At 42.8% G+C, this 21095-nt stretch carries 19 protein-coding genes; 6 read left to right on the plus strand and 13 right to left on the minus strand.

What is annotated here, in order from left to right; all coding sequences use genetic code 11:
* Positions 1 to 319 precede the first annotated feature (319 nt).
* Positions 320 to 2512: a transglycosylase SLT domain-containing protein gene (locus RMY31_RS21475; RefSeq protein ID WP_322658744.1), complete on the minus strand. Its 2193-nt coding sequence runs from the start codon at positions 2510 to 2512 to the stop codon at positions 320 to 322.
* A 275-nt stretch (positions 2513 to 2787) separates the two neighbouring features.
* Between RMY31_RS21475 and RMY31_RS21480 the strand changes: the two genes are divergently transcribed.
* Positions 2788 to 2991: a hypothetical protein gene (locus tag RMY31_RS21480; RefSeq protein WP_322658743.1), complete on the plus strand. Its 204-nt coding sequence runs from the start codon at positions 2788 to 2790 to the stop codon at positions 2989 to 2991.
* Here RMY31_RS21480 and RMY31_RS21485 read toward each other — a convergent pair.
* The 5 genes from RMY31_RS21485 to RMY31_RS21505 form a co-directional block, all read right to left on the minus strand.
* Positions 2977 to 4233: an FAD-dependent hydroxylase gene (locus tag RMY31_RS21485; RefSeq protein WP_322658742.1), complete on the minus strand. Its 1257-nt coding sequence runs from the start codon at positions 4231 to 4233 to the stop codon at positions 2977 to 2979. The two genes, RMY31_RS21480 and RMY31_RS21485, sit on opposite strands and share 15 nt — an antisense overlap.
* Before the next feature lie 150 nt (positions 4234 to 4383).
* Entirely contained in the window at positions 4384 to 5460 is a 1077-nt protein-coding gene (locus tag RMY31_RS21490) for a sensor histidine kinase (RefSeq protein WP_322658741.1), read from the minus strand.
* 12 nt (positions 5461 to 5472) lie between these two features.
* Positions 5473 to 5619 (minus strand): hypothetical protein, encoded by a 147-nt coding sequence (locus RMY31_RS21495; RefSeq protein ID WP_409878168.1) that lies wholly within the window; start codon positions 5617 to 5619, stop codon positions 5473 to 5475.
* Positions 5620 to 5846: 227 nt separating this feature from the next.
* Positions 5847 to 7004 carry an FIST signal transduction protein gene (locus RMY31_RS21500; protein ID WP_322658739.1) on the minus strand — a complete coding sequence of 386 codons (1158 nt, stop codon included), beginning with the start codon at positions 7002 to 7004 and terminating at the stop codon, positions 5847 to 5849.
* Positions 7005 to 7180: 176 nt separating this feature from the next.
* Positions 7181 to 7936 carry a YebC/PmpR family DNA-binding transcriptional regulator gene (locus tag RMY31_RS21505; protein ID WP_322658738.1) on the minus strand — a complete coding sequence of 252 codons (756 nt, stop codon included), beginning with the start codon at positions 7934 to 7936 and terminating at the stop codon, positions 7181 to 7183.
* A gap of 280 nt (positions 7937 to 8216) precedes the next feature.
* Here RMY31_RS21505 and RMY31_RS21510 point away from each other — a divergent pair, with 280 nt between their 5' ends.
* Entirely contained in the window at positions 8217 to 9467 is a 1251-nt protein-coding gene (locus RMY31_RS21510; RefSeq protein WP_409878169.1) for an ABC transporter substrate-binding protein, read from the plus strand.
* Here the strand turns inward: RMY31_RS21510 and RMY31_RS21515 are convergent, their stop codons facing one another.
* The 6 genes from RMY31_RS21515 to RMY31_RS21540 all read right to left on the minus strand — a co-directional run bounded on the left by RMY31_RS21515 (position 9468) and on the right by RMY31_RS21540 (position 16763).
* A complete protein-coding gene (locus RMY31_RS21515) occupies positions 9468 to 10109 on the minus strand; it encodes a Uma2 family endonuclease (RefSeq protein ID WP_322658737.1) in 642 nt (213 codons plus the stop codon).
* A 54-nt stretch (positions 10110 to 10163) separates the two neighbouring features.
* On the minus strand, positions 10164 to 10925 hold the full coding sequence (locus RMY31_RS21520) for an isoprenyl transferase (RefSeq protein ID WP_322658736.1): 762 nt from the start codon (positions 10923 to 10925) through the stop codon (positions 10164 to 10166).
* 62 nt (positions 10926 to 10987) lie between these two features.
* Entirely contained in the window at positions 10988 to 11926 is a 939-nt protein-coding gene (locus RMY31_RS21525; protein ID WP_322658735.1) for a ferritin-like domain-containing protein, read from the minus strand.
* A 333-nt stretch (positions 11927 to 12259) separates the two neighbouring features.
* Entirely contained in the window at positions 12260 to 14155 is a 1896-nt protein-coding gene (locus RMY31_RS21530) for an ATP-binding protein (protein WP_322658761.1), read from the minus strand.
* Between the two features lie 155 nt (positions 14156 to 14310).
* Positions 14311 to 16581, minus strand: coding sequence for a GAF domain-containing protein (locus RMY31_RS21535; protein ID WP_322658760.1), 2271 nt, complete (start codon positions 16579 to 16581; stop codon positions 14311 to 14313).
* Between the two features lie 56 nt (positions 16582 to 16637).
* Positions 16638 to 16763 (minus strand): hypothetical protein, encoded by a 126-nt coding sequence (locus tag RMY31_RS21540; protein WP_409878170.1) that lies wholly within the window; start codon positions 16761 to 16763, stop codon positions 16638 to 16640.
* A 116-nt stretch (positions 16764 to 16879) separates the two neighbouring features.
* On the opposite strand from RMY31_RS21540, the gene RMY31_RS21545 reads away from it, so the two are divergent.
* The 4 genes from RMY31_RS21545 to moeB all read left to right on the plus strand — a co-directional run bounded on the left by RMY31_RS21545 (position 16880) and on the right by moeB (position 19426).
* A complete protein-coding gene (locus RMY31_RS21545; RefSeq protein ID WP_322658733.1) occupies positions 16880 to 17182 on the plus strand; it encodes a hypothetical protein in 303 nt (100 codons plus the stop codon).
* Complete coding sequence (locus RMY31_RS21550; RefSeq protein ID WP_322658732.1) at positions 17179 to 17685, plus strand: PIN domain-containing protein; 507 nt, start codon at positions 17179 to 17181, stop codon at positions 17683 to 17685. The genes RMY31_RS21545 and RMY31_RS21550 overlap by 4 nt, the downstream gene beginning before the upstream one ends.
* 23 nt (positions 17686 to 17708) lie before the next feature.
* Positions 17709 to 18176, plus strand: coding sequence for a M67 family metallopeptidase (locus tag RMY31_RS21555; protein WP_322658731.1), 468 nt, complete (start codon positions 17709 to 17711; stop codon positions 18174 to 18176).
* Between the two features lie 77 nt (positions 18177 to 18253).
* Positions 18254 to 19426 carry a molybdopterin-synthase adenylyltransferase MoeB gene (moeB, locus tag RMY31_RS21560; RefSeq protein ID WP_322658730.1) on the plus strand — a complete coding sequence of 391 codons (1173 nt, stop codon included), beginning with the start codon at positions 18254 to 18256 and terminating at the stop codon, positions 19424 to 19426.
* A gap of 125 nt (positions 19427 to 19551) precedes the next feature.
* Here moeB and RMY31_RS21565 read toward each other — a convergent pair whose 3' ends face one another.
* On the minus strand, positions 19552 to 21093 hold the full coding sequence (locus RMY31_RS21565; RefSeq protein ID WP_322658729.1) for a response regulator: 1542 nt from the start codon (positions 21091 to 21093) through the stop codon (positions 19552 to 19554).
* Positions 21094 to 21095 lie beyond the last annotated feature (2 nt).

Below are 21095 nucleotides of genomic sequence, written 5' to 3' on the forward strand. Positions count from 1 at the left end.
TGATTACACAAGTACAAACCAAAGTAGATGAAGTTAACTCTCAAGCATTCCCATAAAGAGAATCTATCAAACATACACTGATTGGTTCTCCCAAAGCCGTTACTAGCACAATTCGCATTCTGCACCAACTCAGATATGCTGAGATTGGTGATTGGAGTCCCCTATTACCAACTGGAATCACAGGTGAAGTAATAAGCATTCTGGTACGTTCGATTTTAGTGCAATAGCTGTCAATGCCTTTTTGGCAGGGGTAAGAGTAAAGGTTAAAGGGAAAGATCCCCCTGTGTCTTCTTCCCCTGCACTATGTGATTCAGTAGCATTACCGCGTTGGTAGTTCTGGGTGTGTAGCCGAGTACTTTGCCACTATTCTAGAAATCTCAGGGTTGTAAAGTCTGAGATAATTCCAATAGTTACCAAATACTTGCCGCACATAATTTTTGGTTTCATCAAAGGGAATTTCTTCAACAAACTCATCTGGATCTTGTGTAGAGAGAGTTTGCAACCATTTGGAGACGTTACCCGGACCGGCATTGTAACTAGCGATCGCCAGCAGTGAATTATTCCCATACTGCTGATGGGTATGATCCAAATACCACGTACCCAACATGATGTTTTGGTTGGGATTTTCGAGGTTAATTGTTTTGCTATCTAATTTAATTTGTGGGGCTATCCATTTAGCTGTATCTGGCATTACCTGCATCAAACCAGTAGCACCGGCAACGGATTTAATTTTCGGTTCAAACCGCGACTCTTGACGGATTAAAGCAGTGACTAACAGAGGATTAAGTTGACGCTCTTGAGACCACTTTTCAATTTCCTGAAGATAAGGAAATGGATAGCGGGCTTGCCAGTATGTTATCTGTTTGCTCAAAGCTTGATATTGGGCTTGTTCCTGGGGGATTTCTCGGTCTTCCAATTTAGAAATGATGTCAATTCCCGATAGATTTTCTCCTTTGGCTAACCGCACCAACCCTTCAGTAAATTGCTCTGCAACAGTGGGCTGTTGTTTATTCAGAAATTCTGTCTCCCATTGCAGCCAAGCATCACGGTCTTGACCTAGTAGGTACAATTCTTTGAAAGTTTCTGAACCAGCGGTAGGCACAGGACGCTGCCTGGGAACTACCTCTGGATTCATGTCACGCAAGGTTTTAAAGTTGCCGACATTCAGACCGAGGAGGATTGCCGATCGCCATGCATAGTAAGAATAGGGAAACTGACTGAGGGTGTACTCGAAAGCTGCTTTAGCCTGCTGTTGCTTGCCGAGAGCATTTGCCCATTTACCAACCCAAAAGCCTGCTCTAGGAGCCAATATGCTGTTAGGGTTGTTGGTAGTAATTGGTTGTGCCCATTCCCAGGCTGCTGCGTAATCTTTGGCTTTGGCTTTATCTTGGGCGATTTTCCAACGATACTCTGCCGCTTCATCAGAGGTTCCGTATTTGGCTATGAGTAATTCCCAAGTTTCTTGAGCCGCTTTTTGATCCTTGAGACCTTCCAGAATTTTAGCTTTTGCTGCTAGTGCCTGACTCGCTTGGTCAGGAAATTTATTGATTACTAGGTTAACGTATGGTATGGCATCTTTGCGTATTTTTGCCATTTCTCCCAGACGTAGCAGGGCAGTTCCTGTTTCTTTAGCATCTGGAAATTGCTGTACCAGTTGGTTGTAGGTGGCGATCGCTGTTGAGCGGTTTTTACCTTCTATCTGCAATCCTCGGCCAATGCGGTAGAGGTTGCGGGGTGTTTGAGTTGCTTTAGCATAGGCATCCGCAGCTTTAGCAAACTGATTGTTTTCCCAATAGGCTGTACCAATGATTTCCCAATCTTGGGGTTTGAGGGAGGGCTGCTTCACTAGCCCATCTAACACACCTACTATGCCTGGTTGAGTATAGGCATATTTTGCCAAGATTAACTGCAATTGCGGCTGATTGGAAGCCTCTTGCAACAACTTGCGAATAATTTCCCAAGTTAGGGGATTGGCAGGAAATTGCGCGATCGCCTGCTGCTGTAGCTTTGGTTGGGCGATGAGATACATTGCTTTCACTGTGGCCGGTTCTTTGGGATACAGTTTCAGCACTTTTTGCCTGAGATCCGAAGCTTTGCCGTCCTCGCCCAACAGATCCTGTGCCTGCGCTTGTTTCAGTAAAATATAAGGCGCTAAGGCAGGATAATCTTTTTCTAGTCCTTCCAGTAAAACCAGTGCCTTCTGCGCTTGCGTTCTTTCAATGTAATCACTCGCCAATAGATATCTGGCCCTTTCCCGGTCTGGCGAAGGGGCATTTTGGGCGAGGTCTGCTAGTTTGTCCGCCCGTTCCGCTGGCGATAGCGATACGAGTGGGAACACAGCTGATTTGGCTTTGTTGGCATCAGATTGCTCAATCTGATTGCTACTTAGTTTAAGCCATTGTCCTAGGGATTTTCCTATCTCCGGTGCCGCCACCATTGCCCCAGCTGAGAAGGCAAACAGCGCCGCACCAGCAATTAGAGGAATTTGCTTTTTTTGTAGTTTCTTCAGCATGGATACCCGCTGAGAAGTTCCGATGAATTTCTTGAAACTTTAGCATTCCTGGCCGGAAGTGTAATCAGTTTTTGCATTGAGATTTTTAATTTTTTGAAGAATAAAGCAACTTGCCCACTCCGTTGTTGCCAGTACTGAAGCTTGTAGCCTACCCTTGATTTCATTAACATCTACCGGAGGTGGGTGTTGTACTTTAATTTTTGTGGTTAACAACCGTTAGTGGTAGCGAGCGTGCTGTTAATTACATATTTTTATAGCATTCTCAACTACCAGTTATGTTACAGCAAAATATTCTAGAACTGGCTAAACAGATTAATGTGAAAGCGTTCGCTCTTCCTGCTAGAGACGCTGACGAGAACGTCAAAACCAATAGAGATCGCATTTCTACTGAACCAGCAACTACAGACCAAAAACATTACAGAAAAATTCAGCACAGAGATATTAAATCAAACAGCCATCAGTTATCAGTGTTTCGCTAATTCTGGAGTACGCCCTTTCAAACCGATCATTAACTTGAGGATAAACACTTTTAGCAAAGGTACTCGCTGCAAAAACCATAAACCGAGGCGACGAACTAGTACTAATGGTAAAAACTTATTAGAAAACATTCGATCTAACAAATCGGTGAAACCTAAAATTGTTAGGTTCTCTCGTTTGCGCCAGCGTTCATAGCGTTTGAGGATCTGAATTTTGCCAATATCTTCACCCGCCTCGTGCGCTGCTTGTAGGACTTGCGCCAAAGCAGCAGCATCTCGAATACCCAGATTTAAACCTTGTCCACCAACGGGATGGCAATTGTGCGCTGCATCACCAACTAATGCTAATCGAGAAAGAACATAGCGATCGCTTTGCATGAGTTGTACTGGAAAAATAAAGCGATCGCCTAATAATTCCAATTTACCCATGTGGTTGCCATAACGACGAGTTAGTTCAGCTAAAAATTGCTCATCATCTAAGGCACATAAGGCTTTTGCTTCTTCGTGAGGAGCTGTCCACACAATGCGGCAACGGTTCCCCGGCAAAGGTAAAATCGCAAACGGGCCGCTAGTCCAAAATCTTTCGTAAGCAGTGTCATTGTGGGGTTTTTCTGGTTTCACAAAGGCGACAATACATGACTGCCAATATTTCCAGCCGTGGGTTTTGATACCTGCTGCTTGACGAATCGGCGATCGCGATCCATCTGCGGCTACCAGTAATTTACTGCGGACTGTATATATCTGCTCGGCAATCTTAATATCTATAGCCACAATGTCTTGCTGATACTGCGTCTTTACTACCTCAGCCGGACAGAAATAAGTCACATTGGGACAATTTTGCACAAACTCTTGCAAGGGCTGTAACAGCGCTTGGTGTTCCGCTACATAACCCAACTCTGGCGTACCTAAATCACCTGTTTGAAATTCCACCACATCAGGATAATCGGCATCTGAAAGCCGAACTTGGCGGTATTTAGCAATTTGCGGCAGTATTTTGTCCCAAATTCCAATTCCTTGGTAAATCAGTGCCGAAAGCATGTGAATTGCATAAGCTTGCCCTTTGGCTACCGCCGCCGATGCCACTTTTGCTTCAATCAGTAGGATATTCAAACCAGAATTTTTCAGGGCAGAGGCTAGGGTTAGCCCAACAATTCCACCGCCGACAATTACCAAATCATAGTCATATCCCCGTTTGTCTGTTGAGGTTTTTAGAGGGGAAATTTGAGTGAGTTGCGTTAGCGTCATTGTGAAGATAAGTTAAGCCATCCTAACTCTTATTTTTACGCGATCGTGCCCTCTTGAGCAAGTTGAGCAGCTAAACAGCAGTTGACTAATGTACTGACTCAGCAAGAAATCATAGAATTTATTAAGAAACTATGCAGTATAACGGTTACGTTATACTACTTCACAGACTTCGTGCTGGACAGGAATTTGAACTATAAACTCTGTTCCTTCTCCAAGTGTGGACAAAAATTCTAACTTACCGCAATGTTTTTCGGTGATGATTTGATAGCTAATAGCCATTCCCATTCCTGTACCCTTACCGACAGGCTTGGTTGTAAAAAACGGGTTAAAAATCTGTTTTTGAATCGATTCAGGAATCCCAGGGCCATTGTCAGCGATCGCAATTTGCACCCACTGCGAATCAACGACAGAGGTACGAATTGTGATGCGAGGATTATCCTTGATTTTTCGATCTATTCGTTTAGCAATGAGTTCTTCTAGAGCATCAATGGCATTCACTAGAATGTTCATAAACACCTGGTTGATCTGTCCGGCGTAGCATTCTACATTTGGCAAATTACCGTAGTTTTTGATGACTTGAATTTCTGGGCTTTTATCGGTGGCTTTGAGGCGATGCTGCAAAATCATCAGGGTATTGTCGATGCCTTCATGAATATCTACAGCTTTAAACTCACTTTCATCTAAGCGGGAGAAGTTACGCAGTGACAGTACAATATCCCGAATACGCTCCGTCCCACTATTCATAGAGTCCAATACCTTAGTCACGTCTTTTTCCAAAAACTCTAAATCAATGGCTTTGCGTTCGGTTTGAATTTCGGTAGGTGGGTTGGGAAAGTAACGGTGATAAAGCTCGATCAGTTGCATTAAGTCATTGATATATTGCGTTATGTGGCTGAGGTTTCCGTAAATAAAGCTAACGGGATTGTTGATTTCGTGAGCAATGCCAGCCACCATTTGACCTAGGGCAGACATCTTTTCACTTTGAATCATTTGAGCTTGCATGGTATGCAAACTCTTTAGCGTATTTTCTAACTCTTGACTTCTCTGCTCCAAGTCTTTCTGAGAGTTTTCTAACTCACAAATGACTTTCTTAAGTAAAAATTCTTTTGTTGCAATGTCAGTTTCTAGCTGGCGGCGTTCGGTTTCACAGCGTTCTAGCTTTTTCCGAAAGATGCGGTTTGCCTTTTCTAAATCCTGGCTCTGTATGGAATTGTTTTGGTTGTCCATGCACCACTTATACTAATTCGTAATTTGTGAAGCAGTACGGTCTTGGGATTTCACGCCACTTCCTACCGTGCGGGAAGGCGTTCCGCCTACAACGGGGGGAACCCCCCTTCGGGTTCGCAGTTCCTTCAAGTCGGCGAAGCCGCCCAACGGACTGCTCACCGCAACGGAGTGGTTCCCCAAGTGGAGTAACTGCCGTTAGCGTAGCGTTAGCGAGCTTGCGTTCGCGCAGCGTCTCGTAGAGAGCGTCACCCGTTCACCGTCAGGCGTTCCCGCAGGGTAGGGTAATTGCTAATTCGTAATTAGGGCACACTTCCAAAAGCTTAATACAAACTGTTTCTAAAACTTGACCCAGTGCCTTAAACAATATGTTGAATTCTAATTTTGTATCAGGTTGTTCCTAAAAGCAGTGTAACAAACGTTTTGTTATGAAATTGCGTTTGACCTCCGCTCACCAGAGGAGCGATTTCACCGTAAGCGTAGAAACCACAACAAGGTAATGTCTCAGGTAAACGAGTTTTGACCAGCTGATACTCTTCTCTAGCGAGAGTTCCCAAAATTCGCCGACGGGCTGCACAGGAAATGAGCAACGCTGCTGTTGGCTCCACACCGGAATAATCGGCAAGAGCATTCTTCAGGGATTCCTCTGAGGCTAACAGAATATCGTCACGAGACGCATCGGTAATTTGCACAACTGCTTGTTCTGGAATATCTGAGAAGAATGTAACGCTACCAGACTGTCGGTCGTAGGCATTGGGTGCCCGCATATAAAAACGATCTCGATCCTCAAAAACTGCCAAGGCATGGATCGCATAGTTTGCTGCAAATTGCTCTACCCCAAGATAATGCTGGTAGAAATCTAAGGCCCGCTGTCCATCAATTTCATATACGACGTTACCATCTACTTTAGTCACACGACCGCGTTGGCTGATGGGAGTCCAACCACTAGCAACTCCGTGCGAAAATAGTAGTCGTCCAGAAAATAGCAGTACTGGAACTGAATCACTTAACACTTCATCCTGAAAAAATTGATAGGTTTTGTCAAAGGTATAGTCATCGGCTGCCATTCCCCCAATAATGGGGATATGCTCTCCCAAGCTTTGTTTTAAACCTTCTAAAATCAAAACCCCATTGCTCGTTAAGCTATCGGGAAAGGTGAGACATATTTGTGGTTGGTATATGCTTTTTGCCTTTGCTTGCGCGATCGCCACTTGGGCTGCAAGGGTTGGATTTTTGGATGCGCCTCGTCCAATACCTGCCCGAATCTCCACTTCATCCGCAGCGAACAGCATTAAGGTCAGTGAATCTTGCTGAAACTCCAGAACTGAAGAGATTTCTCCATTTGTAGTTCCACCAATCAACTCAATTCCGGGAAAAGTATCCCGGATGCGTTGCAAAATTAATACATGGTCAAAGTCTATAGCAGCGAATAAGAGTCCAGCTTGGGGAATTATCCCAGCCAGGGAATGGGTACATTCTTTGAGGATTTCAGCGATCGCGGTTTGAGAATCAGGATCGTCACTATGACCAACGACAACTCGAAACACAACTACCTCATTGTAAGTTTGAATATCAGTGTGCTAATCCAATTCAGATAGCAGCACTCTGCAACCTACAATTAGATTTCCCACTTCAACCAAATCTCAATCAGTTCTGAGTTCTGAGTCCTGAGTAAAGAGTGAGCAATTCTCCCCTCTGCCCCTCTGCCCCTCTACCTCTTACTTCAAACGATACTCATAGCCATGAGATGTTCTGCCATTTCAAAGTTAGATGTCACATTTTGAACATCATCTAAACCTTCTAAAGTATCAATTAACTTGAGGAGCGATCGCGCTTGATCTGGATCTGTAACTTCTACACTATTACTGGGAATCCAGCGTAATTCCGCATCAGTCACCTGAAAGCCTTTGTCTTTTAGTGTCTGGTTGAGGTTTTCTAAATTTGCTACCTCGGTAAAAACTTCAGCTATCTCATCTTCAGTCATCTCATAGGACTCAGCGCTGCCTTCTAAAGATGCTTCTAAAAGTTGGTCTTCATCAACCACTTCCTGTACAACACACACACCCTTTTGCTCAAATATCCAGCTAACGCAACCTGTTTCACCGAGATTGCCACCATTTTTACTAAAAGCTACACGCAAGTCAGCAGCAGTACGATTGCGGTTATCTGTGAAAGCTTCAATCAAAATCGCCACACCACCAGGGCCGTAACCTTCGTAGCGAATCGCTTCAAAACTAGCATTGTCGCTAAAAGTACCAGCACCTTTAGCGATCGCTCGTTCAATATTATCATTGGGAATACCCGCAGCCTTCGCCTTATCAATTGCAGTACGCAACTGAAAATTACCTGCTGGATCTGGTACGCCGCTTCTAGCAGCAACGATAATTGCCCGCGACAACTGGGTAAAGGTTTTGCTTTTTTTTGCATCTACTACCGCTTTCTGGCGCTTAATATTTGCCCATTTACTATGTCCTGCCATAATCTAAAATTATTAACGCTCTATTCCAAGATTAAGATATACATAGCTTTTGTTAAGATGCAAAGGCAAAATTGGGCATTAAGTACTAAGTATTAGGAAAACTTCACTATTCTACAGTCCCCAATCCCCAGTCCCTATGGTGGTTATCAAATTTGGTAAATTGGTCAATCTTCTTTATCGAAGTTTTGTGCGGCTTTTTTTTGCGCCCCACAATTCCAGGAGAACAAGAAACAAAGCGCGATACTACCTTAGGCGTTGGCTGCTGTTAATGCTGGTGGGTATGCTGGCTTTCAGCGGATGTCATGTTATGCAGTCTAGAGTCGATCGAGGTGAAGTGATTCATCTAACTCTATGGCAAGGGGTAAATCCACCGCCGAATCGGGATGTATTACAAAAGCTGGTAGACAAATTTAATCAAACCCACCGAGATATTCAGGTAGAGTCGCTTTATGTTGGGCAACAGGATCAGCAATTGCCCAAGATTTTGGCAGCGGTAGTAGGAGATGCACCGCCGGATATATTGTGGTATAACCCAACGATCGCAGGTCAATTGGTAGAACTAAATGCCTTAATTGCTTTGGATGAAATGCTGGAAAATTCTCCAGTCAAAGCTGAAATTGACCCGACTTTGTATGCATCAATGGAATACAACGGCAAGATTTGGTCAGTACCTTTTGCGACAAATAATGTCGGTATTTTTTACCGTCCTAGTTTGTTTAAAGCAGCCGGGATTACTGAATTACCTCGGACTTGGCAAGAATTCCAGCAAGTTGCGAAGAAATTAACTCGCGATACCAATGGTGATGGACAAATAGATCGATATGGTATGTTTCTGCCTTTGGGTAAGGGAGAATTTACGGTGTTTACTTGGTTGCCGTTTATGTGGAGTAGTAGCGGCGAGTTAATCAGTGGGGATTCGCAGAATGCAGCCGGAGTTGTCCTCAAAGATAATCAAGGAGCGATCGCGGCTTTGCAATATTGGTACAAATTAGTTCAGGACGGTTCTGCTATGTTATCTGGTCCGGAACGAGGTTATGAGACAGAGGCATTGCTGTCTGGTAGGGTGGCGATGCAACTAAACGGGCCTTGGACTTTAGGAGAACTTCAAGCTAGTGGTGTAGATTTTGATGTTTTTCCGATTCCTTTTGGGCAACGTCCGGCTACTGTAATTGGTGGGGAGAATCTCTTTTTGTTTAAAACCAGGCCAGAACGGCAAAAAGCTGCTTTTAAGTTTGCCGAATATGCGATGAGTGAGGAATTTCAGACTGAATTAGCACTCTCGACTGGCTATTTACCTATCAATTTAAAATCTCGCCAAAGTGCAAAATATCAGGCATTTGTGCAGAAAGTACCACAAGTCAAGGTGTTTTTAGATCAGGCAAAGTATGGGCGATCGCGTCCGATTTTTCCGGGTTACAATCGCATTTCAGATAGTTTAGGTAGAGCAATTGAATCTGTATTATTGGGCAAAAGTTCGCCAGCAGAAGCACTCAAAACAACGCAGCAGCGTTTGGATTTGATTTTCAAGTGATTATTTTTGAAACTCAGTTAATAACCAAGCGCCAACTTGACTTTGATTTATTTGACGAGTTCGCCTTAAAGCTTCATTGAGTAGAGAGATTGCTAATCCTGGCAATACCAGAGATTCAGTAATTCTGCGACTACCACCATTTTCTACAGCAAAAGCGATAACTTGCACCTTCTGAACATCCACAATCCAGTATTCTGCCACTCCTAAATCTTCATACAAAAGTCGCTTTTCGCCTTTATCATCAGCAAGTGAAGTGTTAGCAACTTCTATTGCTAAATTTGGCGGTGGATAGATATCTAAATTAATTATGGAAGTTCCGTAGGGAATGACATCAGTGTTTTCTCCAATGTAGTAAGACACATCAGGTTGAGCTTCTCGAAGCCCTGCTTTCCGGTAGGTACAGTTATCCTTGCCATTCAGAGCAATACCTTTAATGCTGGCAAACAGGTTAACAGCAAAGAGAATAATCGTGTGGTCGCTAGCATGGTCATTTCCTACTGGTGGCATTTCAATCCTCATGTGTTGATTGTGGTAGTAGCCTTTGGCTTTTTCGTAGGCGGGATTTTCAATTACTTGGACATATTCATCCCAAGTAGCTGTCACCCAGGTATCAGTTAGTAGTTGGGTTTGTATTTCGCTCATAATATTGCTGAAGAGAACTTTCATAACGATCGTATCAAGTTTCATTTTCCAGCACTAAGCTGATAGCGTAGCTTTCACTTGACCGAAACGGCGATCGCGTCCTTGATAACTCAACAACGCTTGATGAAATGCTGCTCTGTCAAAGTTTGGCCAGAAAATATCGGTAAAATACATTTCTGTATACGCCATTTGCCACAGCAGGAAATTACTCAACCGCATCTCACCGCTGGTACGAATTAGCAAATCTGGTTCTGGGGTGCTTGCTGTGTAGAGGTGTTGTTCTACAAGGTTTTCATTTACTTCTTCAGCATTGAGTTCTCCCTTCTGCACCAGTTCCGCCACCTGACGACAGGCTCTTGTAATTTCGTTGCGGCTGCCATAATTGACTGCAACAGTAAAGTGTATTCCTTGATTGTTCGATGTCTGTGCCATTGAACGTTCCATTTCCGTCTGTAAGGATTTGGGCAGAGCTGACAAATCGCCAATAAATGATATCCGCACTTCTTCCCGATGCATTTGTGCTAACTCGCGGCGCAGCAGTCGCTCAAATAACAGCATGAGAAAATCCACTTCTTCAATGGGACGCTGCCAATTCTCAGTAGAGAAAGCATAGGCTGTCAGCGCTTTGACTCCCCAATCTTTGCAGCATCGCAATAGCTCTTTGAGTGTCCTGGCTCCTTGGCGATGTCCGGCAATGCGCGGTAATCCTCGACTGGTTGCCCATCGACCGTTACCATCCATAATGACGGCTACATGCTGCGGTAAGCATTGGGGGTCTAAATCAGTGGGTAATTTTGAGTAAAGTTGAGAATTCATGAGATTTTGGGTGTTGATGAATGATTGTATGAAAAGCTCGTGCAAACCAGAGCGGACAAAGTTTATTCACTAATTCCAAATAAATCTTGCAAATACTCTGGTGTTAAGGTATTGTTCCAAATCCACAGACGACGCATTGCATAACTGAAGGTAAAGATTAAAGTTGCTTTGTTAGTTAAAGTCCAAGAATTCCAGTTGAGTGTACCCATCATGCGGCGTAAGGTACGCATGAGATTGTTGCGCTGATAGTTTTGAGAGCGAGTTTTGATTAGCGTGCGTCCAATTCGCATCAGCCCAGTATCAGGAAATGCCCAAACCCCAAACCCCCAAAATTTGGTCATGTGGTTGATTTCATCCTGTGCCAGTTCTTCTAGAACATCATGGAGCGGGCCAGTAGTGTGAGCCATCAGCCAAAGATAGAGACAAGTTGCACCGTATTCAGTCGCAATGCGGTGTAAGCCATGGCGATATAGGTCTTCGTAGGGGTCATCAGTAGGAAGATAACCTCTAACAGTGCGATGTTTGGGCGTAATTTTCTCGCCTGTGAGTTGGGTGTAAACCTTGATTAATGCAGGTGTGTGCTGACGTTCTTCTTTTTCCCACAAACCCAGTTCTAGTAAATTGTCATTTTGACCAACTATTCCACCAACAAAGCGAGCCATCTGAGGATGCAATTTTTCCAAATACTGCCGACTTGTTTGGGTATAGCCGCGAATTGGGGCTTCTGTATCCATTGCACCCACCAAAATAGACAAGAATATCTCTGCGTCTATACCGATAATTTGGTTACGGTTAATCGCTTGCCAGTCAATAGGTTTCCAGGGGCGTGGTTGAGGATTTTCAAACTGTAACGGTAAATCTTCCAAGCGGTCTTGTAATTTTTCGACTGCAAGATAACCGTCTATGAGGGAACGAAGGCGGCGCTGTGTTTGAAAATAGTCAGGATAGGGATAGCTTTGACCTGCTAAGTCTTCTGCAAGTGGGCTGAGGGTGTTAAGCATATTTTTTATACTGGGATTTTTACCTCTGTGCCCAATAGCCTAAGCGATCGCACTATCGTTTGTCAGTCGGCTAAAGTCGGCTATTTTATATGATTCAGTTGAAAAAGTCGGGGAAAAAGTCTGAAATGCAATGTATAGCTTTTTACTAAAAAAATTTTACTTGGTACGCTATCCTAAGCTGTAACTCCATATTTCAGGAATATTTGCACATATCTAAATAAGTAAAACTTGACTACACACAGCATAATTAGCACTAGTATAGTATATATGTATTGATATATAAGTTTATCAAGTATGAAGGTCTACGATATATACTCAAAACGTCAAAAAAGACTAGGAGGAGAATCTCCTGATTGGTAAGGTAAACCAAAATATTGCTCCTGCTTCCAATTCACTTTTCACACCAATTTCACCGCCGTGAGCAGTGATGATTTGCTTACATAGATACAATCCCAATCCCATACCCACATTGCGGTTAATATCGCCTCGGAAGTAAAGGTTAAAAAGCTGTTCGGATTGTTTTTGACTAATTCCGATGCCATTATCAGTGACAGTACAATAAATCTTGTCATCTTCACAGCTAGCGTTGAGCGTCAACAGCAACCCAGGCGGATTATGTTTGACAGCGTTGATAATTAAGTTAGAAAATACTCGCCACAGTTGTGTGGGATCGGCATTAACTAATGGTAAATCTGTGGTAATTAGATTTGTCAATTTAGCTTTATTTTCTGCCAGTATTGGCTCTAAATCTGCGATCGCTGCTTCTACTACCTTCAGTAATTGTACGGTTTCAAGTTGTAAAATAACACCTTGCACTTCATTGATATGAGCTTCCAGCAACGAATTAATCAAATTCAGCTGGCGATCGCTACTTTGCACCATCCGCTCTAAAATTGAGCGCGACACGGGAATTAGGGATGGGGTAGATGAGAGGGATGAGGAAGATGAGGAAGCATTTTCCTCTTTGTCCCCCAGTCCCCTTGTCCCCTTGTCCCCTTGTCCCCGTACCACCCCTCCCCAGTCCCCAGTCCCCACTCCCTGACTATTGAGCAAATTCTTCAGTACCATTAAAGTGCCTAACACCGGGTTGCGTAAGTCGTGGGAAACCGCATGGAAAAATACACGTAGCGATTCCTCGGCTTGCTTACGCTGTGTAATGTCTTCAATCAACCCTTCGTAATAAAGCAGTTTTCTCTCTTCGTCACGGACTGCATATGCTTTTTCTGAAATCCAGACAATACTCCCGTCTCGGCGATAAATCTGGGACTCAAATTCTGAGACAATACCATTCTGTTCAATCAAGCGCACAAAATCTGCACGACGGTTTGGTTCAACATACAACTGATGTTCAATATCAGTAAAATTAGCCATCAACTCTTCTGGAGATGAGTAGCCATAAATATGCGCTAATGCAGGATTGGCTGTAATATAACGTCCATCAGGACTGCTTTGAAAAATTCCTTCAACTGCGTTTTCAAAGATACTACGATATTTAGCTTCTGTAACTTTTAGTTTTTGGTAGGCTGACTCAAGTTCTTGACGGGCGTTAAACTCAGAGCGTTGCAAGTTTTCGTACAGGTAAACACCCATGTCACATATAGTACAAAACCAAAAAACGTACAAAATAAACTTTACATTATATAACTCTGCGTATCCGGGCATGGGTATTTTTAACCCAAGTGCTGTACTGACACTAAAATAGCAAACCAGGATACTCACCTGAGACAGTAAGTGGAGAGTCCAGCGAACAGGTATGAATATAGCTTGACTCAAGAATAGCAGCGACCAAGCAAGGGTATCGGGTAATGCAAAACCTCTAAGGATTGCAAATAACTGTGATGCGAAACTAATAGACCAAGATGACCCCAAAAATAATAGTCCAGGATGACGATGACCGAACCTAGTTTTATGCAAGGCAAAACAGATAAGTAGACTCAGCAGTATTGTAATATTGATCGCTAGCCCTTGGATTTTAAGTACTTGTGGCAGAGCCTCCGTTTCCTTTAAAGGAAAAAAAAAGTCATAAATGTTTCGCAAAATAAAGGTTGATAGGCAGATCGTTGCCAGCCATAACCATAGATGCAACCTTTGCCAAAAAAAGCGATGCCTATTGACTAGCCACTGTGTATCTGCAAACGAAGCTTGATAAATGGCAGTAATTTCATCTATGGGTGGTGAAGACAGGATTTCTGTCCACCACTTTTGCAATGTTTCCAATAAGCTAGCCATTAGCGTCTTACCCAACTTTAGCCATACCGTCAAAGGTGTTTCCTGTTTCCAGACTGCCATAACACCCAAGTAATATAAAGTAGGGGGATGGGGGGAACAAGAGAGCAGGGGGAGCAGGGGAAGCAGGGGGAGAAAAATTACGACTGACAACTGACTTATACCAATTCACCAACATAGGGTAAAGTGAACCAGAAAGTTAACCCGCACTTGCGATTACTAGTGACACCAATTTCACCACCATGAGCCTGAATAATTTGCCGACAAAGATACATTTTTAAACCAATGTCTGTTGAACAGGGGGCCTGGGGATGGCGTACATATAAATCAAAGAGGCGATCGCACTCTAGCTTGCTCACCGCTACCCCATTATCTTGAATGTGAGTGCGAATCATTCCACTTTCAACTGTGGCTTTCAAGGTAAAATTTAATCCTGGTGGATTGTTTTGCAAGCTATAAGTAAACAAATTCACCAAAACTTTCTGCAAGCGAGTTTTATCTGCCATTACTAGCGGTAAATTTTCCGCAACCAAGTTTGTTAAATTTGCTTGGTTTTGACTCAGCATCGGCTGCAAGTCTTTAATAATTGTCTGTAGCAGCGTGCTGAATGTGACTAACTCGCGGTGGAGGACAATTCCTTGCTCTTTACAGGAATGAATTTCTAACAACGAATCAATCATTCCTAATTGGCGATCGTTGCCTTGAATCATGCGCTCAATGATAGAGCAAGATACCGGGATTAAGGATTGGGGAGATGAAGGAGACGCGGAGAGTTGTACTGAAACATTCCCCGTGTCACCCTTCGGGTTCGCAGTCGCCTGTGGAGGGAGACCCTCCCGCAGCGCTGTCTCATCATGTCTCCGTTTCCCCGTGTCCTCTGTCCCCAGTCCCTGACTTTTGAGCAAATTCTTCAGTACCATCAAGTTACCCATGACGGAAGTTCGTAAATCGTGGGCAACTGTATGCAAAACTACGTCTTTGACTCTTTGTGTTTCTTCCAGTTCTTGCATTTTCTGCTGTAACTGGGTGGTACGTTCTTCTACCTGGCGTTCTAAATTGCTGTTGAGTTGCGCCAGTTCTTGGTAGAGTTGCACTTGCTTAATTGCTATGGCCAGTTGTTCAGACATCTGCTGTAGCAAATCAATTTCTATTGGTTGCCAATGACGAGGGCCAGAACATTGATTGGCAATTACAGCGCCAAACAATTCGTCACCTACCATAATTGGCACAACTAAGGCGGCTTTGGTCTGAAGTTGTTCGTGGTGGGCCAGCAATTTGGGAGATACCGCAATTTGAGAAATATCCTCAAACACGCGTACCCGATTAGTCGTTAGTTGCGTTTTCAATTCTTGGAGACAACTTTCATCATCACTCTGCCAATTTAAGACTGATGGATAATTGGGATCTACTGATTCGACAACTGTTTTGGCTCCTACTTGGGGATCTTTTAGACCAATAAAAACTCGGTCTACTTGCAAAAATTGCCGGACTTCTGTCACAGTAGTTTGAAGAATTTTTTTTAAATTGAGCGAAGATCGAATTCGTACTAAGGTTTCTGCTAATAAGCGATCGCGCTGTGCTGAGAGGCGTAATTGTGCTTCTACTTGCTTGCGTTCTGTGATGTCATGATGAACTGCTAATAGGCACGGAATGCCATCTAAATCAATTATTTCAGCTGAAAGCAGTGCTGTAATTAGCTTGCCACACTTGCGGCGATATTCAAATTCCAAGTTGCAAACAACTTTATTTGTCTGCAACTCTTGTAATAATTTGATGCGATCGCTCTCATTTATCCAGATATTTAGCTCTAAAGCAGTACGACCAATTGCTTCATCTCGCTCGTAACCGGAGAGTTGCACAAAACTGTCGTTAAATTCTATCAAGCGTCCTTCTGCGAGGGTGCTGATGGTAATTGGATCGGGACTGCAACTAAAAGCTTTAGAATATTTTAGGGCCAGATTTTGTAGAGAAACTTCAGTTTTTTTGCGGTCTGTAATATCTACAACCAAGCCATCCCAGAGAATACCGCCGTTAACCTGCCGTTCCAGTTGGGAAGCGCCTTGAATCCACTTGATGCCACTAGGCGTAATTATGCGACCTTCCCAGCGCCAAGGTGTAAGAGTAGCAGCAGCAACAGCAATAGATTCTGCAAAAGCTGCCATATCCTGTGGATGAATTAGTTTATGCAATATCTTCGGGTCTGCTTGTATCACTTCTGGTTCTAATTCGTAGAGTTCTCGACAGCCAGAACTCACATACAGCACAACCAGAGAACCATCCTGTTGTTGCAGGCATTGGAAAATCATTCCTGGTAAATTGGCAGCAATCCTTTCCAACAGAGCGATCGTTTCTTGTTGAAAACCTAGTTTATGCAGTGATTTTACAGTTTCATCCACTCTTAGACCCTTTAGCACACAAGGAACTGGCATAAGATTAAAAGCAAGCGTAGCTATTTTCATAGTTTTGTTGCTGTACGCAATTGTTCTCACAACAGCAAAACTGAATCTCCTTTTAGCGTAGTTCTTGATGCTGCGATCGCATTCACCCAATCGGGTGAACCAGCTGCTGATAACGAAAACCGCAGTTGAGTTATTAAAGTGATTAACGACACTTGTTGGTAGAGGCAGAAGGTAAAATGCTCAAACAATCAGCTTGTTGCCAATATAGTTAATAGCGGATACATAATTCTAAAGCATTATTTATAATATCTATTTATGTTTACAAATTATGCAAAAGACAATAATTGATGTCAAAACAGCAGTGAATGCTGCCTATGAATACATAAAGTCTATACAAGATATCATGGGTTCTTCATTACCAGATTTAAGGCTGGAAGAAGTTGAACTTTCTGAAGATAAACAGTTTTGGTTAATTACTTTAGGATTTGATGTCGCTAAAAGAAATTATAAAAATCGTATGGATGACATAATTCCTTCTTTTACTGCTATTAATTATCAACGAGAGTACAGATTATTTAAAGTTAACTCACAAACTGGCGAAGTCGAAGCAATGAAAATTAGAGAAGTATGAAAGATGTAATTCATTCCCTAATTTGTCGTTATCCTCAGAAAGGAATTTTAGTTGATACAAACATCCTACTTCTCTTTTTAGTTGGAAGTGTCAATCCAGAACGGATAACTAAATTTAATCGAACTCAGCAATTCATCCCAGAAGACTATGAGCTTCTACTAGAATTTCTTGCCAAATTTCAGAAACTTGTAACAACTCCAAATATTCTGACGGAAGTCAATAGCCTTGCTAATCAACTGGGTGAACCTGAACGATCGCAGTGCTTTGCAATATTTGCTCGATTTGCTCAAAATGTGACTCGTTTAAACGAACACTACATCAAGAGTTTAGATGCTGTGACTGTTGATAGATTTGTAAAATTTGGACTAACTGACTGTGGAATACTGACTTTAGCGAGAGGTAAGCATCTAGTACTAACTGACGATTTGAAGCTAACAAATTACCTTCAGAGTTTAGATATTGATGTGATTAACTTTAACAATATTCGTATCTTTCACTGGTAGCCAAGTCTTTGATTCAACTTCTCATGAACAATCCAACTATTAAACTTCTTCCAGAACACTTGCAAACAATCTGCACTCATGCTGAAAGTACTTACCCCGATGAGTGCTGTGGTATAATACTAGGCTTTCTGGCTAGTGAGGGCAAAACTGTGGTAGAAATCATGCCGACAGCAAATGCTTGGAGTACGGAGGCAGCTAATTTCTCGGAAGAGAATGCCATACATAGCGAAAGACAGCGCTATGCGATCGCACCCCAAGTCATGCTACAAGTACAAAGGGAAGCACGCGATCGCTCGTTGAATATCATTGGTATTTATCACTCCCATACCGATAGTCCGGCTATTCCCTCAGAATGCGATCGTCTGTATGCCTGGCAAGGATACTCGTATATAATAGTTTCCGTTCAAAACGGTAAAGCTGGTGAACTCAAAAGCTGGAGTCTTGATAATAGTCATCAGTTCCAACCAGAGTCAATTGAAAACGTAAATTAACATCTGACAAAAACTTATTAACACAGATATCGTTTTTCGATAGGATTAATACTCCGCTCTTCCACAATCAAACTGCTATGCTCAATCCCAATCTGGATGAAATCCAGCTAACAAAAGACGATTACGAACGCTACTCCCGCCACTTGATTTTGCCAGAAGTCGGAATGGAGGGACAAAAACGCCTCAAGGCTGCTAGCGTGCTTTGTATCGGTACAGGTGGACTAGGTTCGCCACTACTTTTATATTTGGCGGCAGCAGGTATCGGACGCATCGGTATTGTTGATTTCGATGTTGTCGATACTTCCAATCTCCAACGCCAAGTCATTCACGGAACATCCTGGGTAGGCAAACCCAAGATTGAATCAGCAAAAAACCGTATTCACGAGATTAATCCCTATTGCCAAGTCGATCTACACGAAACTCGCCTGAGTTCCGAGAATGCTCTGGATATCATCAAGCCTTATGATATCGTCGTTGATGGTACTGATAATTTCCCCACAAGGTATCTAGTCAACGATGCCTGTGTATTACTAGACAAGCCCAACGTCTACGGTTCCATTTTCCGCTTTGAAGGGCAAGCTACGGTATTTAACTACGAAGGCGGGCCTAACTATCGCGATTTGTACCCAGAACCACCACCACCAGGAATGGTGCCTTCTTGTGCTGAAGGTGGCGTATTGGGAATTTTGCCAGGAATTATTGGAGTCATCCAAGCAACAGAAACTGTCAAAATCATTACCAGACAGGGTAACACCCTAAGCGGGCGACTGCTGTTATATAATGCCCTAGAGATGAAATTCCGGGAGTTGAAGCTGCGTCCTAACCCCATCCGCCCAGTGATTGAAAAGTTGATAGACTACGAACAGTTCTGCGGTATCCCACAAGCTAAGGCAGAGGAGGCGAAACAGCAGATGGAAATTGCGGAAATGACTGTTAAGGAATTAAAGGAATTGCTAGATGGCGGTGCAAAGGATTTTGTGCTGTTAGATGTTCGCAACCCTCATGAATACGACATTGCTAAGATTCCTGGTTCCGTATTAGTGCCCTTACCGGATATTGAAAACGGGGATGGCGTTGCTAAGGTGAAGGAAATACTTAATGGGCACCGCTTGATTGCTCATTGTAAGATGGGCGGGCGGTCTGCCAAAGCCCTTGGCATCCTCAAGGAAGCTGGTATTGTCGGGACGAATGTCAAAGGTGGAATTACCGCTTGGAGTCGAGAGGTCGATCCGTCAGTTCCAGAATATTAAAAAAGCAGCACGGATGACATATAACCGTTCTTAGTCGAGTGCAATACGCCTTTGATGGGGGAATAAGAAAGAGGCAGTCCTGGACTCACTGGACTGCCTCACAAATTACGAATTGGGGTTATCTTTCACGCAGAATAAGTGCTATTTAGACCAGTTGGTATTAAACAGGCAAGTTCTAGCGATCGCTGTCGTATAGGAATAGTAATAATAAACTCTGCTCCCTGGTTAGGTGCTGAAATACACTGCATCTGTCCCTGATGTTTAGAGACAATCTGATAACTAATACTCAATCCCAAACCCGTTCCTTTACCAACAGGTTTGGTAGTAAAAAAAGGATTGAACAGATTTTGCCACACATATTCAGTCATTCCAGCGCTATTATCTGCGATCGCAATAGAAACAAAGTGATTGTCAATGGCTGTAGTCCGAATTAGAATCTGGGGTTCAGGTTGAGTATTTTGCGGAATTTGTTGTTTATCGTACTCTTCCAAAGCATCAATTGCATTAGCAATTAAATTCATAAACACTTGGTTGAGTTGTCCGGCATAACATTCTACTAATGGTAAATTTCCATATTCTTTAATAACTTTAATACTTGAATGATTTGTACTGGCTTTAAGTCGATTATGCAAAATCAGCAGTGTACTATCTAAGCCATCATGAATATTCACTGGTTTCATTTCTGCTTCATCTACACGTGCAAAGTTCCGCAATGACTGAATAATCTCGCGGATGCGTTCGGCTCCAATCTTCATAGAAGACAATAGTTTAGGTAAATCATTAATCAGAAATTCTAAATCTATCGCTTCTGCCTGTTCCTGGATTTCTAACGGTGGTGCAGGAATGTGCTTGGCATACAAGTTCAACAAGTAAAGCAAATCTTGAGCGTATTGATTCGCATGAGTTAAGTTCCCATAAATGAAGTTAACGGGATTATTAATTTCATGGGCAACTCCTGCTACTAGTTGTCCAAGGCTAGACATTTTCTCACTTTGAACTAACTGGCTTTGAGTTTCTTGCAGTTGCCGAAAAGCAATTTCTAACTGATTAGCTTGTTCTCGATAACGATTTTCTGATAGCTGTAAGGCTTGTTGTGTTAAAATTCGCTCTTGCACTTCCTGTTTCAGTTGCCGATTTGCTTGTTGAAGTTCTTCCGTTCTTGCATCTACTCGTTTTTCTAACTCAGCAGTTAACTGTAAAAGTGCTTCCTCCGCATTCAGCCGCTCTTGTACCTCCTGTTCTAAACGTAGAGAATGCTGTTGTAGTCTCTTAGTCAAATTTCGCAGGCTCAAATGAATGTTGACACGGGCTAAAACTTCTTCATGCTGTAATGGCTTAGTGATATAGTCTACGGCCCCAAGATTCAATCCTTTGACCTTATCTACTGTTTCAGAAAGTGCAGTCATAAAAATTACAGGAATATCTTTTGTTGTTTCCTTAGCTTTTAAATGACGACAAGTTTCAAAACCATCCATGCCTGGCATAATCACATCTAACAAGATTAAATCAGGCAAGGCATATTCCAACTGTTCAATCGCATCTTCACCATCTTGGGCAACTAAAACTTGGAATCCCGAATCTGCTAAAAAATCAAACAGTACTCCTAAATTAGTGGGAGTATCATCAACTATTAAAATTATATTATTTTCTGTATTTTCCTGATTCATAG

Origin of the sequence: Dendronalium sp. ChiSLP03b (genome assembly GCF_034531165.2) — a bacterium.
Taxonomy (GTDB): Bacteria; Cyanobacteriota; Cyanobacteriia; order Cyanobacteriales; family Nostocaceae; genus Dendronalium; species Dendronalium minutum.

Bases quoted from the DNA above. Each gene is read 5' to 3' on its own strand.
- RMY31_RS21475 (WP_322658744.1), bottom strand. From the start codon at position 2,512: ATGCTGAAGAAACTACAAAAAAAGCAAATTCCTCTAATTGCTGGTGCG.
- RMY31_RS21480 (WP_322658743.1), top strand. From the start codon at position 2,788: ATGTTACAGCAAAATATTCTAGAACTGGCTAAACAGATTAATGTGAAA.
- RMY31_RS21485 (WP_322658742.1), bottom strand. From the start codon at position 4,233: ATGACGCTAACGCAACTCACTCAAATTTCCCCTCTAAAAACCTCAACA.
- RMY31_RS21490 (WP_322658741.1), bottom strand. From the start codon at position 5,460: ATGGACAACCAAAACAATTCCATACAGAGCCAGGATTTAGAAAAGGCA.
- RMY31_RS21505 (WP_322658738.1), bottom strand. From the start codon at position 7,936: ATGGCAGGACATAGTAAATGGGCAAATATTAAGCGCCAGAAAGCGGTA.
- RMY31_RS21510 (WP_409878169.1), top strand. From the start codon at position 8,217: ATGCTGGCTTTCAGCGGATGTCATGTTATGCAGTCTAGAGTCGATCGA.
- RMY31_RS21515 (WP_322658737.1), bottom strand. From the start codon at position 10,109: ATGAGCGAAATACAAACCCAACTACTAACTGATACCTGGGTGACAGCT.
- RMY31_RS21520 (WP_322658736.1), bottom strand. From the start codon at position 10,925: ATGAATTCTCAACTTTACTCAAAATTACCCACTGATTTAGACCCCCAA.
- RMY31_RS21525 (WP_322658735.1), bottom strand. From the start codon at position 11,926: ATGCTTAACACCCTCAGCCCACTTGCAGAAGACTTAGCAGGTCAAAGC.
- RMY31_RS21530 (WP_322658761.1), bottom strand. From the start codon at position 14,155: ATGGCTAGCTTATTGGAAACATTGCAAAAGTGGTGGACAGAAATCCTG.
- RMY31_RS21535 (WP_322658760.1), bottom strand. From the start codon at position 16,581: ATGCCAGTTCCTTGTGTGCTAAAGGGTCTAAGAGTGGATGAAACTGTA.
- RMY31_RS21545 (WP_322658733.1), top strand. From the start codon at position 16,880: ATGCAAAAGACAATAATTGATGTCAAAACAGCAGTGAATGCTGCCTAT.
- RMY31_RS21550 (WP_322658732.1), top strand. From the start codon at position 17,179: ATGAAAGATGTAATTCATTCCCTAATTTGTCGTTATCCTCAGAAAGGA.
- RMY31_RS21555 (WP_322658731.1), top strand. From the start codon at position 17,709: ATGAACAATCCAACTATTAAACTTCTTCCAGAACACTTGCAAACAATC.
- moeB (WP_322658730.1), top strand. From the start codon at position 18,254: ATGCTCAATCCCAATCTGGATGAAATCCAGCTAACAAAAGACGATTAC.
- RMY31_RS21565 (WP_322658729.1), bottom strand. From the start codon at position 21,093: ATGAATCAGGAAAATACAGAAAATAATATAATTTTAATAGTTGATGAT.